This window comes from Bacillus cereus (assembly GCF_002567495.1).
Lineage (GTDB): Bacteria > Bacillota > Bacilli > Bacillales > Bacillaceae_G > Bacillus_A > Bacillus_A cereus_AQ.
In genome coordinates, this window is record NZ_NVAP01000048.1 from 24,718 (window position 1) to 36,805 (window position 12,088).

A 12,088-nucleotide genomic window follows, 5' to 3' on the forward strand; every position below is an offset into this window, starting at 1 on the left:
CACCTATACGTTACATTCTTTAGTATCGTATGAGTAAAAGAAAAAAAGGTGAAAGAAAAGCCTATCAACTGATAGGCTTGTACTCTTTAATAACACGTAATGTTTGTAATGTCATATCTTCAGGACCTTGTACAGGTAAACCTGCTTCTAAGTTTTTACGAATATACTCTAAGTTTTCTTGTGTAATAATTTCCCCCGGAGTAAAGATTGGAATCCCTGGCGGATAAACCATAACGAAATCAGCTATAATACGACCCGCTGCATCTTCAAATGGAATGACTTCTGTTTCCGAATAAAAAGCATCTCGAGGAGAAAGTGCTAGCACTGGAATTTCTGGAATCTCTACTTGTACTTGAACACCTTTATCTGCCCTATTGCTAAATGTTGCCGCTAAATCTTGTAATGCTGCAATAAGTGTATTTGTATCACTTTCTGTATCTCCCAAAGTGATAAGACATAGTATGTTGTATAGATCTGAGAGTTCTACTTCAATGTTATATTGCTCTCTAAGCCACACTTCAGCTTGGTGGCCGGTAATACCTAAATCTTTTACAGATACAATTATCTTTGTAGGGTCATAGTTAAAGGTAGCATCTGTACCTAACATTTCTTTTCCAGGACAGTAAAGATGCTCAATAGAATTTATAGCATCACGAACATGTTCAGCTAATTGTATTGTTTGTTCTATGAGTGCTGTTCCTTCCGTGGCAAGACGTTTTCTCGCAACATCAAGGGATGCTAACAAGATGTAAGAAGTTGATGTAGTCGTAAGCATGCTAATAATAGATTGGACATGCTTTACATTCACCAAGCCTTCTCTCACATTAAGAATAGAACTTTGAGTTAAAGAGCCTCCTAATTTGTGAACGCTTGTTGCTGCCATATCTGCACCAGCTTGCATCGCTGACATCGGCAATTCATCGTGAAAATGAATATGAACACCATGAGCCTCGTCGACTAGTACAGGGATATCATAAGAATGTGCTAATTGTACAATCTGTTCTAAGTCTGCAGCAAACCCAAAGTACGTTGGATTAATAACAAGTAAGCCCTTTGCATCTGAGTGCTCTTCAAGTGCTTTTTTGACAGATTGAATTGTGATTCCATGAGAAATACCGAGTTTTGGATCGATTTCAGGATGCATGAAAATCGGTTTTGCACCTGAGAAAATAATAGCTGACATTACTGATTTATGCACGTTTCGTGGTACTAGGATTTTGTCACCAGGACCGCAAACGCTCATCACCATTGTCATAATAGCGCCACTTGTACCTTGAACAGAAAAGAAAGTATGATCTGCACCGAATGCAGCCGCTGCTAAATCCTGTGCTTCTTTAATCATACCTTTTGGATGATGTAAATCATCGAGTGGCGCAATATTAATTAAATCAATTGCTAATGCATTATGCCCAATAAATTCGCGAAATGTAGGATCCATGCCCTGTCCTTTTTTATGACCAGGAATATGGAATTGAATTGGATTTCGCTTACTGTGCTCAACTAAAGCGGTAAACAATGGTGTTTCGTATTGGGACAATCTATACACCCCTTCTTCTTCATAATATTTAGTATAATTTGTTTTATATAATCCTGCTCTAAAAAAGGTAAGTCCTTTTTTAGAATGAGGCTTGTTTTTCTGCCATTCAAAAAATCGTTTTTGAGATGGTAGGTTCACTTTATTTTCTATAAAACAAAAGCATTATATCACCAATAATTATAGATGTATAGAAAAAAATATTTTTAAGGTGAGTATGTTTAATAGTTAGCTTCAACTAATGAATAGAGGAAGACAATTCCATTAAAATGAATAAATAGTGTATAATGCAGAGTGGCTATAATGAAGAATAAAATAATCTCTTTAAGATAGCATAATGAAACAAGAAGAAATGATAAATGAGGTGCGAAATGGAATATCAATATCCGTTAGATTATGATTGGTCAAATGAGGAAATGGTTACAATTGTGAAGTTTTATGAAGCGATTGAGAAAGTTTATGAAAAAGGAATTATAAGAGAAGAATTAATGGGTTTATATCGTCGTTTTAAAGAGATTGTTCCATCGAAAGCAGAAGAAAAGAAAATTGATAAAGAGTTTCAAGAAGTAAGTGGGTACTCTATATATCGCGCTATTCAAAGAGCCAAGGAAATCGAAGAACAAAAGCTTGTAAAAATATAAAAAATATTTTGAAAAATAAAAACTGAAGTGATATAATGTGATAACAACTAAAAACGGACAATATAAATTGTCCGTTTTCTACTATCGATTACAAAGTGCATATAAAGGAAGGAGTGATTGCATCGTAGATTCAATCTTAGCAAGGAATTGTTCGTTGGTCATTGCTGAAAACTCCTCTGGTGATATATGAATACCAACTAATAGTTCTGCTTTTTTTACAGTAGCTAGTCGTTCAATCATCTTTTGTAAGTCTTCGGTTTCAAGTGTTTTATGTAATTTCACACTTGGTTTAGTATGGTCAATGGACCAAACGAAGTCATTTGGAATATTTGTTTTTAAATCATTTAAATGTTCTAAGAAGGCATGAGCCGTCTCAACTTTTTGTGGACACTCATAGATTAAACCAAAGTATATGAAGGCATGAGTACCCCATAAGCCGATTTGGAAATGCGGTAGCATTTTATATCCTCGTTTATTTGTTGAAAAAGCAACCCAAGTATCGTTTGGTGGATTGACTTTGCGGCGTGCGTGTTTTGCAACATGATAAAAAAAGTTCTCATCAGTTTGCTTGGATAAGTATCCTGCAAATTGTTCCCCTAAAGCTTCTAGCTTAGGATGAATGTTCGTTTTAATTGCACTCATTCGTTCTTCGAGACCATCAACTGTAAAGACATCAAAATCAGTTGACTTGAATGTTTGTATTGTCATGATTGTTCCTCCAACTCCTATTTTGCTTTTATTTTAGCATAGCTTGTACTATTCATAAAAAAAACAGCACAAAAAAATTTAAATAAAAAAATATAATTTTGTTGCATAGATGATTTATCCAACATAGTATAGTATAAAACAAAAAATCAGAAAATTGAATTAATTCTAGTCCGAGGGCAGACGAATATTGGGAGGAGGCAAATAATATGAGACAGGTGATTAATGCGTTAAAGAGAACAGATGCTGAAAAGAGAATACCGGTGCTACGTTTGGAGCTAGATTATGAATTAGCAACTTTATATGATGCAATGATGGAGGACGACAAACAGAAAAAAGAAGCGTGTGTACAAAAGTTAGAAGTGTTAAGACTTGAAATGATTCGTTTAGAAGCGTAATAATAGTATATGTATAAAAAATTAGTTGGTGCGAACCTTATAAAGGGTTCGTTTTTTCTGTGAACAGTATAGATCGGAGTGTTTAAACATGCAAGAAGTATGGAAAGACATCGATGCACATGCCAAACAGTGGATTCGGGATGCGGGAAAACATTTAATGGCATCAATGAAAAAAGCACTTATTATAGAAACAAAATCAAATGCAGCTGACCTAGTTACAAATATGGACCGAGAGATAGAACAGTTTTTAATTGGGAAAATTAAAGAAACATTCCCGAATCATAATATTTTAGGAGAAGAGGGTTATGGAGACGAGATAACTTCTTCTGACGGGGTTGTTTGGTTAATTGATCCAATTGACGGCACAATGAACTTTGTTCATCAAAAAAGAAATTTTGCGATTTCAATTGGAATTTATGAGAACGGTATCGGAAAGATTGGGCTTATTTATGATCCCGTGCATGATGAACTATATCATGCAGTCAAGGGATCTGGAGCTTTTTGTAATGATATATCAATTCCTCCACTGGAAAAAGGAACTGTAGAGCAAGGTATTGTAGCTTTAAATGCGATATGGCTTACCGATAATCCATTGCTTAATATGGAAAGTATGATGGCACTTGTTAAGAAAGCAAGGGGCACAAGATCATATGGCTGTGCAGCGTTAGAGATGGTATACGTTGCAACAGGAAGAATAGATGCATATGTAACGCCGAGATTATCACCATGGGATTTTGGCGGAGGACAGATAATTGTGGAAGAAGTTGGAGGTAAGGTGACGACATTCTCTGGAGCGCCACTTTCTATCATAGAGAAGAGCAGCGTGTTAGTTGCAAAACCAGGAGTGTATGAAGAAGTGTTATCGTTTATATCAGAGCAATAAAAAAAGTAAGAGGCTGCATATAAGCTTCTTACTTTTTAGCGTTATTGTGATTTGCGCATTTTTCTTTTTGTTACAAAACCGTATCCAACTGTAACAAATGTGCCGATAATGCAAATAATAATACCGATTGGACTATTTTCAGCAATCATAATGCCGATACCGATTAAGAAAATAACACCGATAATTGCGGTTAATAAAAAGCGATATTGAATGTGTTCCATTTCTTCACCCTCCAATCTCATTTTACTTTCACAAAAGTAAGAATACAACTATATTTTCATTCTTGATTTTATTTTAATTGCTATTGTATCCCCTTCGCTCTTATAATAGAGAAGGATTAAAAAGACATTAGGAGTTGGACATGTTGAAAAAACGACAAGATTTACGTAATATAGCAATTATTGCCCACGTTGACCATGGTAAAACAACACTTGTTGACCAGTTATTGCGTCAAGCGGGGACTTTCCGTGCGAACGAACACGTTGAAGAACGCGCAATGGATTCAAATGATCTAGAAAGAGAACGCGGTATTACAATTTTAGCTAAAAATACAGCGATTCACTATGAAGATAAAAGAATTAACATTTTAGATACACCAGGTCACGCTGACTTCGGTGGAGAAGTAGAACGTATCATGAAAATGGTTGATGGTGTTTTACTTGTTGTTGATGCATACGAAGGTTGTATGCCACAAACACGATTTGTTTTAAAGAAAGCTCTTGAGCAAAACTTAACTCCAATCGTAGTTGTAAACAAAATTGACCGTGACTTCGCTCGTCCTGATGAAGTAGTTGATGAAGTAGTTGACTTATTCATCGAACTTGGTGCAAACGAAGATCAATTAGAGTTCCCAGTTGTATTTGCATCAGCAATGAACGGAACAGCAAGCTTAGATTCAAATCCAGCAAATCAAGAAGAGAATATGAAATCATTGTTTGACACAATTATTGAACATATTCCAGCACCAGTTGATAACAGCGAAGAGCCACTTCAATTCCAAGTAGCACTTCTTGATTACAATGACTATGTTGGTCGTATTGGGGTTGGACGCATATTCCGCGGTACAATGAAAGTAGGACAACAAGTTGCATTAATGAAAGTTGACGGAAGTGTAAAACAATTCCGTGTAACTAAATTATTTGGTTACATTGGATTAAAACGTCAAGAAATTGAAGAAGCAAAAGCTGGAGATTTAGTAGCTGTTTCAGGTATGGAAGACATTAACGTAGGTGAAACGGTATGTCCGGTTGAGCATGAAGAGGCTTTACCATTATTACGTATTGATGAGCCAACACTACAAATGACATTCCTTGTAAATAACAGTCCATTTGCAGGTCGTGAAGGTAAATTCATTACATCTCGTAAAATTGAAGAGCGTCTTCGTTCACAATTAGAAACAGATGTAAGTTTACGTGTAGATAATACAGATTCTCCTGATGCGTGGATCGTATCTGGACGTGGGGAACTACATTTATCTATCTTAATCGAAAACATGCGTCGTGAAGGTTATGAGTTACAAGTATCTAAGCCAGAAGTAATTATTAAAGAAGTTGATGGCGTAAGATGTGAGCCTGTAGAGCGCGTACAAATCGATGTACCTGAAGAATACACTGGTTCTATTATGGAATCTATGGGTGCACGTAAAGGTGAAATGTTAGATATGGTGAATAACGGAAACGGTCAAGTTCGCCTTACTTTCATGGTTCCAGCACGTGGTTTAATTGGTTACACAACAGAATTCTTAACATTAACTCGTGGTTACGGTATTTTAAACCATACATTCGATTGTTACCAACCAGTACACGCTGGACAAGTTGGTGGACGTCGTCAAGGTGTTCTAGTTTCACTTGAAACAGGAAAAGCATCACAATACGGTATTATGCAAGTTGAAGACCGCGGTGTAATCTTCGTTGAACCAGGTACAGAAGTATATGCTGGTATGATTGTCGGAGAACACACTCGTGAGAACGACTTAACAGTTAACGTTGTGAAAATGAAACAACAAACGAATATTCGTTCTGCGACGAAGGATCAAACTTCAACAATGAAGAAACCACGTTTAATGACTTTAGAAGAATCATTAGAGTACTTAAACGATGACGAGTTCTGTGAAGTAACTCCAGAATCAATTCGTCTGCGTAAAAAGATTCTTGATAAGAGTGAGCGCGAAAGAGCTGCTAAGAAAAAGAAATCTGTTGAAGCGTAAAATATTAGAACAGCTACCTTTAATTAAGGTAGCTGTTTTTTGTGTTTATTTTTTAGAATATTTACTCTTTTTTAGTGGACAGTATTTTTTTCGCGGGTTACTCTTGTATTAAGTGTATAAAGAAAATTGGATTTTATGGCTAGGGGGGGAAGCTTGTGTTAGAAAGGATGTCTTTTTTTGCGAAATTGTGTAAGGTAGATGAAAATCCAGAGTTAGGAATGTGGTTACTCTATGGGACGATTATTATATTAAGTGCTCTCGTCTATAATTTAGGATTTGCTAGAAAGTTGTCTGTACTAAAAAATATTGTGATATATATATCGTTAGCAATTGGATGTACAGTGTTAACTTTTTTTGCTGTATTTTTACCTGTTGGAGAAGGACTTGTTGTAGCGGCAATTGTACTTGGAATTTATAGGTTGCGTTTGCGTCAAGCGAAACAACAAAAAGCAGGATGAGGAAGGGGAGTTTTCATGCGCTCAGTACAAGATGCACTATATAATTGGTTAACAATTAAAACAGTTGCTGAAGCACGTCCGGATGATAATGCTGCAAAAGAAACGTATTTGTTATTTCAAAATATGATATATGACGAACATAAATTAAGAAATGTGGAAGTTAAAAAGAACGAGGAAATGTATTTAATTACATATGAAATGAATGGGGAAAGGAAATCTGCAAGGTTTCCGCTAGAAGCCATTGATTGTTTTTTGGATCAGATGAATCGTGAACCAGAAAAATATAAATAAGTCCTTATCCATATGAGTAAGGACTTATTTACATTTTACCAATCGTCTTCGACTTTTTTATCACGATATAATCGGAAATTACCACTTGCATGACGTTCTATTGTACGCTCTGCAATTCGTTCTGAACATTCCATGCACATATATGTATGAATAGGGCGATTACGCAGTTTTTTTGCCATAGGATTTTCATCGTCTAACATATCTTTTTTATCACAAATCATACATTTGACTCTCATTTCGTCACCTCAATACGAATTCTATCAGTATAAGTATATCATGGAAGTATAATGTTTTTGAATAATAGTGGGAAAAAATAATATTTTCGCAATTCGAAAAATAAGTTATGATAAGGATATACCGAGTATGTTTGGAGGTGAAAATATGGCGAATGTAGTAGAGCCTACATTAACAGATGATTTAGTACAAACGTTGCGTAAAGAGTGTATTGTTATGATAGCAACGACAGATTTCGAAAAACAAGTTCCTAACGTAAGTGCTATTTCTTGGGTGTATGCAGTGAGTAAAACTAGTATTCGATTTGCAGTAGATCAACGTTCACGTATTGTGGAAAATATACGGCATAGTACAGGGGTGGTATTGACTATAATGGCGAATGAATCCGTATTTTCCATAAGTGGTATAGGTGAAATTTTGACAGATAGAATGGAAGGTATTTCTCTAAAATTAACTGTAATAGAAGTAAATGTGCAAGAAGTGCGTGATGTTATGTTTTATGGAGCGAAACTTGCAATTGAACCAACATATGAAAAAACATATGATCTTCGGGCAGCGAAAAAGCTGGATAACGAAGTGCTAGTAGGAATAAGAGAATTGTAAATGTGCTAAATAAGAAATTCGTTTATTCACTTTTGAAATCAGTTATTGTGATTTAACGTTAATAATTATAATAAAAAGTAATATATTGAATAGAAATGAATAAAGAATAAATAAAAGGTTTAATGACTATGGATTTCGATTCTACCTCGTTTGCACGGTACATATAATTATAACAATGGTTCGTCCATATTTTATGGATGAAACCCTTGTTCTACAAATTTAAAAGTGGAGTCAGGGGGTAACAGGTTGGATAAAATTTATGTGTTAGATACGAATGTACTTTTGCAGGATCCTTTATCTATTTTTTCATTTGAAACCAATGAAGTAGTGATTCCAGCAGTTGTATTAGAAGAGGTTGATTCGAAAAAACGTTATATGGATGAAGTAGGACGAAACGCTCGTTATGTATCTAAGTTAATAGATAAATTTCGTGAAATAGGAAAGCTGCATGAAAGTATCCCGCTAGAAAACGGCGGAACATTTCGTATTGAATTAAACCATCGTTCATTTGTGCAACTACAAGATATTTTTGTAGAAAAAACAAATGATAATCGAATTTTAGCTGTAGCAAAAAATCTATCTTTAGAAGAACAGGAAAAAGAGGACGGGAAGTCTGTTATTTTAGTAAGTAAAGATGTACTCGTAAGGGTAAAAGCTGATGCAATTGGTTTGAAGGCTGAAGATTATTTAAGTGATCGCGTAATTGAAGTGGAAAATATATATTCTGGCTTTTTAGAAGGATATATCTCAAAAGAACAATTGGATTATTTTTATGAGAAAGGTGAATTGCCTCTATCTGAAATTGCGAATCACCCTTTTTACCCAAATCAATTTGTAGTAATGAAAGACGCATTAGGGGGCTCTAGTTCTGCACTTGGCATTGTGGACCACTTAGGTAAGAAGGTAAAGAAACTTATTTTTCACAATGAACAAGTGTGGGGGATAAGGCCACGAAACGTGCAGCAAATTATGGGATTAGAATTGTTGCTTCGTGAAGATATTCCGCTTGTAACGTTAACGGGGAAAGCCGGTACAGGAAAAACGTTACTTGCATTAGCTTCGGGACTTATGCAAACAGAAGATTTAGGGTTATATAAAAAATTACTCGTTGCAAGACCAATTGTTCCAGTCGGAAAAGATATCGGTTATTTACCAGGAGAAAAAGAAGAAAAGTTAAGACCATGGATGCAGCCAATTTTTGATAATCTAGAGTATTTATTTAATACGAAAAAGCCAGGAGAGTTAGATGCTATTTTAGCTGGAATGGGTTCGATTGAAGTAGAAGCCCTTACTTATATACGCGGGAGAAGTATTCCAGATCAGTTTATTATCATTGACGAAGCGCAAAATTTAACAAAGCATGAAGTAAAAACGATACTAACTAGGGTAGGGGAAAAGAGTAAGATTGTATTAATGGGAGATCCTCAGCAAATTGATCACCCATATTTAGATGAATATAATAATGGCTTAACGTATGTTGTAGAGAAGTTTAAAGAACAGCGTATTAGTGGTCATGTGAAGTTTGTTAAAGGAGAGCGATCTAATTTAGCTCAACTAGCAGCAGATTTATTGTAAAAAGGAGTGAGCTGAAGCTCACTCCTTTTCTTTAAACAATTGTAAATTTACGGATGTTCCGGATTGGGTTTTGTCGATTAGATCCATCATTGAAATAGAGATGAACAGGTCCATCTTCTTTTAATGGTTTTCCTTCTTTTGAAAAGCCTAGGATAGCATTTTTGACAGTTTCTAATGGAAGTGTCATTGTTTGATCTACCGTTTCGATTTCAACTTGCGTAGCGTCCTCTAAAATTTCAGCGTTAGCAAGGAATGGATGAAATGGTATACCAAATGTTCCGGTAATCAGCTGTTCTTTTTTATATTTCTTTACACTTTGTTGTATCGGAGGAAAAGCGGCACCATCACGAATTTCGCGATCCCAATGTTCTGAAGTGTTTTTTAAATAAGCTTCTAGTTCAGACGTGTTTTCTCTAGTTTCATCAAAGTAAGTTGTCAAATCTACTTTTCGATCATCAAAGATCCAAACAGTTGGATCGATAGTGATTGGAAAACGTACTTTTCCGTTAATAAATAAAATTTCGCTCATTGTTGTTCCCCCATTTGTGTTATACTCCCACTTTTCAGTATAATAGTATTAGACACTGTTGTCACAAAAAATGTTTCTATTGCAATTTATGAAAACTATCGCTAATATTAATAGATAGGATAGAGGAGAGTAGGACGGAAACGGAGGGAATCAATTTGGCGTCTGAGACAGTAGCAAATCATCAGGAAAAGGCACTAGCCCTTCTACAAGCGGATGCAGAGAAGATTTTAAGACTTATTAAGGTGCAAATGGACCATCTTACAATGCCGCAATGTCCATTATATGAAGAAGTGTTAGACACACAAATGTTTGGACTATCCCGCGAGGTCGATTTTGCGGTTCGCCTTGGTCTTATTGCAGAAGAACAAGGGAAAGCAATGTTAGGTGAGCTCGAACGTGAGTTATCTGCACTTCATGAAGCATTTACAAACAAACAACAATAACGGGTTCAAATAAGGGGGCTCAAACTAAATTAGTTTGAGCTTTTTATTTGTATAATAAAGCAGGAAGAATCAATGTACATATGGAATACAACAATAATTAAATTGAAACAGAGAGAGGAAATGAAATGAAAAAAGTATGGAAATCAATGGATTATTCATTGTTACTTCCTCTTGTTATCTTATGTGTGCTGGGAGTTATAATGGTATATAGTTCGAGTTCCATTGTTGCGATTTCGAGGTTTGATAAACCAGCAAATTTCTTTTTTAAAAGACAATTAATTACTCTAGCTGCTGGGACAGTGTTATTAATAATTCTTGCTATTATCCCATATAAAGTGTGGAGAAAACGAATCTTTTTATTGGGGAGTTATGGAATTAGTATTGCATTATTAGCAGCAGCTGCATTTTTTGCTAAGACAGTAAATGGTGCAAGTGGATGGATATTTGGAATACAGCCTGCGGAATTTGTTAAGATAACAGTTATTCTTGTGTTGGCCAATTTCTTTGCGAAGAGGCAGGAAACGAATACGCCTGTTTTTAAAGGATCAGGGCCAGTAATGTTGGGTGTCGGTTTAATTATGTTCTTAATTTTAAAGCAAAATGACTTAGGGACCGATTTGCTAATTATGGGGACAGTAGGAATTATGTTTCTTTGTTCAGGAGTACGGATTAACTTATGGATTAAACGAATTGTTTTAACTTCTATAGTATGGATTCCAGCGCTATATTTCCTTGGGAATTATGCATTAAGTCCGTATCAAAAGGCACGCTTTTCAGTTTTTCTTGATCCATTTAGTGATCCACAAAAGGATGGGTTCCAATTAATAAATTCATTTATTGGAATTGCTTCAGGTGGGTTAAATGGTCGAGGATTAGGAAATAGTGTACAAAAGTATGGTTATTTACCAGAACCACAAACAGATTTTATAATGGCGATTATATCTGAAGAGCTTGGGTTTATAGGTGTAGCTATCATTTTAATCTGTCTATTGCTTATTATTATTCGATCATTTAGAGTTGCACAAAAGTGTACAGATCCATTTGGAAGTTTAATAGTTATTGGAATTGCAAGTTTGTTTGGAGTTCAAACTTTTGTTAATGTCGGTGGTATGTCTGGATTAATACCGCTTACAGGAGTGCCGTTACCATTTGTTAGTTATGGTGGTAGTTCATTATTAGCTAATCTACTTGCGATGGGAATACTACTTAATATTGCTAGTCATGTAAAACGAGAAGAGAAACAGCAGAATGAGGTAATAAAAGAAAGAGAACAAGGTGGACCACATCTTGTAGTTGTAAAATAAAAAAACACATCGTGCTTTAGAGCGCGATGTGTTTTTTTATTTTCAAATAGGATATATTATTTTGTTTTTTTTGTTAAAAAATATATCACATTTGGTTGAATGTGATATACAATTAAGTTGTTCGGAAAGTAAGAGGTATGCTATACTGTTTTTGTGAAACAAATTGCACAGAAAACTTATCATTTGTTAAAAAATAAGGTATGATGGATAAAAATAAAGTGAAACTTTCTAAGTATAATATAATGTGGAAAGTGAAGAACTTCACGCTTTTTATGGTGTGTATA

15 protein-coding genes are annotated in these 12,088 nt (G+C 35.2%); 10 read left to right on the forward strand and 5 right to left on the reverse strand.

Annotation, left to right across the window (positions count from 1 at the left end):
• Positions 1-64: 64 nt before the first annotated feature.
• Positions 65-1,537 (reverse strand): arginine decarboxylase, encoded by a 1,473-nt coding sequence (gene speA / locus COK05_RS23455; RefSeq protein ID WP_141539230.1) that lies wholly within the window; start codon positions 1,535-1,537, stop codon positions 65-67.
• 368 nt (positions 1,538-1,905) lie between these two features.
• Between speA and COK05_RS23460 the strand changes: the two genes are divergently transcribed.
• Entirely contained in the window at positions 1,906-2,175 is a 270-nt protein-coding gene (locus COK05_RS23460; protein ID WP_098614466.1) for a UPF0223 family protein, read from the forward strand.
• Positions 2,176-2,256: 81 nt separating this feature from the next.
• Here COK05_RS23460 and COK05_RS23465 read toward each other — a convergent pair whose 3' ends face one another.
• On the reverse strand, positions 2,257-2,883 hold the full coding sequence (locus COK05_RS23465) for a YktB family protein (RefSeq protein WP_098614467.1): 627 nt from the start codon (positions 2,881-2,883) through the stop codon (positions 2,257-2,259).
• 206 nt (positions 2,884-3,089) lie between these two features.
• On the opposite strand from COK05_RS23465, the gene COK05_RS23470 reads away from it, so the two are divergent.
• Entirely contained in the window at positions 3,090-3,278 is a 189-nt protein-coding gene (locus COK05_RS23470) for a hypothetical protein (RefSeq protein WP_098614468.1), read from the forward strand.
• A gap of 88 nt (positions 3,279-3,366) precedes the next feature.
• Entirely contained in the window at positions 3,367-4,161 is a 795-nt protein-coding gene (locus COK05_RS23475; RefSeq protein WP_098614469.1) for an inositol monophosphatase family protein, read from the forward strand.
• A 41-nt stretch (positions 4,162-4,202) separates the two neighbouring features.
• On the opposite strand, the gene COK05_RS23480 is transcribed toward COK05_RS23475, so the two are convergent.
• Positions 4,203-4,382 carry a DUF5325 family protein gene (locus COK05_RS23480; RefSeq protein WP_000400127.1) on the reverse strand — a complete coding sequence of 60 codons (180 nt, stop codon included), beginning with the start codon at positions 4,380-4,382 and terminating at the stop codon, positions 4,203-4,205.
• 140 nt (positions 4,383-4,522) lie between these two features.
• Between COK05_RS23480 and typA the strand changes: the two genes are divergently transcribed.
• The 3 genes from typA to COK05_RS23495 all read left to right on the forward strand — a co-directional run bounded on the left by typA (position 4,523) and on the right by COK05_RS23495 (position 7,116).
• Complete coding sequence (gene typA / locus COK05_RS23485) at positions 4,523-6,367, forward strand: translational GTPase TypA (RefSeq protein ID WP_098614470.1); 1,845 nt, start codon at positions 4,523-4,525, stop codon at positions 6,365-6,367.
• Positions 6,368-6,522: 155 nt separating this feature from the next.
• A complete protein-coding gene (locus COK05_RS23490) occupies positions 6,523-6,825 on the forward strand; it encodes a YlaH-like family protein (protein WP_000893662.1) in 303 nt (100 codons plus the stop codon).
• Positions 6,826-6,840: 15 nt separating this feature from the next.
• Positions 6,841-7,116, forward strand: a complete 276-nt coding sequence (locus tag COK05_RS23495; RefSeq protein WP_098614471.1) for a hypothetical protein — start codon at positions 6,841-6,843, stop codon at positions 7,114-7,116.
• A 35-nt stretch (positions 7,117-7,151) separates the two neighbouring features.
• Here COK05_RS23495 and COK05_RS23500 read toward each other — a convergent pair whose 3' ends face one another.
• On the reverse strand, positions 7,152-7,352 hold the full coding sequence (locus COK05_RS23500; RefSeq protein WP_033662466.1) for a YlaI family protein: 201 nt from the start codon (positions 7,350-7,352) through the stop codon (positions 7,152-7,154).
• Between the two features lie 145 nt (positions 7,353-7,497).
• On the opposite strand from COK05_RS23500, the gene COK05_RS23505 reads away from it, so the two are divergent.
• The gene (locus COK05_RS23505; protein WP_098614472.1) at positions 7,498-7,953 is read left to right on the forward strand and encodes a pyridoxamine 5'-phosphate oxidase family protein; all 456 of its coding nucleotides are present in this window, start codon (positions 7,498-7,500) and stop codon (positions 7,951-7,953) included.
• 246 nt (positions 7,954-8,199) lie between these two features.
• A complete protein-coding gene (locus COK05_RS23510; RefSeq protein WP_000358083.1) occupies positions 8,200-9,528 on the forward strand; it encodes a PhoH family protein in 1,329 nt (442 codons plus the stop codon).
• A gap of 31 nt (positions 9,529-9,559) precedes the next feature.
• Here COK05_RS23510 and COK05_RS23515 read toward each other — a convergent pair whose 3' ends face one another.
• Positions 9,560-10,057, reverse strand: a complete 498-nt coding sequence (locus COK05_RS23515) for a hypothetical protein (protein WP_098614473.1) — start codon at positions 10,055-10,057, stop codon at positions 9,560-9,562.
• Between the two features lie 155 nt (positions 10,058-10,212).
• On the opposite strand from COK05_RS23515, the gene COK05_RS23520 reads away from it, so the two are divergent.
• Positions 10,213-10,500, forward strand: a complete 288-nt coding sequence (locus tag COK05_RS23520; protein ID WP_000135694.1) for a YlaN family protein — start codon at positions 10,213-10,215, stop codon at positions 10,498-10,500.
• A 125-nt stretch (positions 10,501-10,625) separates the two neighbouring features.
• Entirely contained in the window at positions 10,626-11,804 is a 1,179-nt protein-coding gene (locus tag COK05_RS23525) for an FtsW/RodA/SpoVE family cell cycle protein (protein ID WP_098614474.1), read from the forward strand.
• Positions 11,805-12,088: the final 284 nt, after the last annotated feature.

Bases quoted from the DNA above. Each gene is read 5' to 3' on its own strand.
- COK05_RS23460 (WP_098614466.1), top strand. From the start codon at position 1,906: ATGGAATATCAATATCCGTTAGATTATGATTGGTCAAATGAGGAAATG.
- COK05_RS23465 (WP_098614467.1), bottom strand. From the start codon at position 2,883: ATGACAATACAAACATTCAAGTCAACTGATTTTGATGTCTTTACAGTT.
- COK05_RS23470 (WP_098614468.1), top strand. From the start codon at position 3,090: ATGAGACAGGTGATTAATGCGTTAAAGAGAACAGATGCTGAAAAGAGA.
- COK05_RS23475 (WP_098614469.1), top strand. From the start codon at position 3,367: ATGCAAGAAGTATGGAAAGACATCGATGCACATGCCAAACAGTGGATT.
- COK05_RS23480 (WP_000400127.1), bottom strand. From the start codon at position 4,382: ATGGAACACATTCAATATCGCTTTTTATTAACCGCAATTATCGGTGTT.
- typA (WP_098614470.1), top strand. From the start codon at position 4,523: ATGTTGAAAAAACGACAAGATTTACGTAATATAGCAATTATTGCCCAC.
- COK05_RS23495 (WP_098614471.1), top strand. From the start codon at position 6,841: ATGCGCTCAGTACAAGATGCACTATATAATTGGTTAACAATTAAAACA.
- COK05_RS23500 (WP_033662466.1), bottom strand. From the start codon at position 7,352: ATGAGAGTCAAATGTATGATTTGTGATAAAAAAGATATGTTAGACGAT.
- COK05_RS23505 (WP_098614472.1), top strand. From the start codon at position 7,498: ATGGCGAATGTAGTAGAGCCTACATTAACAGATGATTTAGTACAAACG.
- COK05_RS23515 (WP_098614473.1), bottom strand. From the start codon at position 10,057: ATGAGCGAAATTTTATTTATTAACGGAAAAGTACGTTTTCCAATCACT.
- COK05_RS23525 (WP_098614474.1), top strand. From the start codon at position 10,626: ATGAAAAAAGTATGGAAATCAATGGATTATTCATTGTTACTTCCTCTT.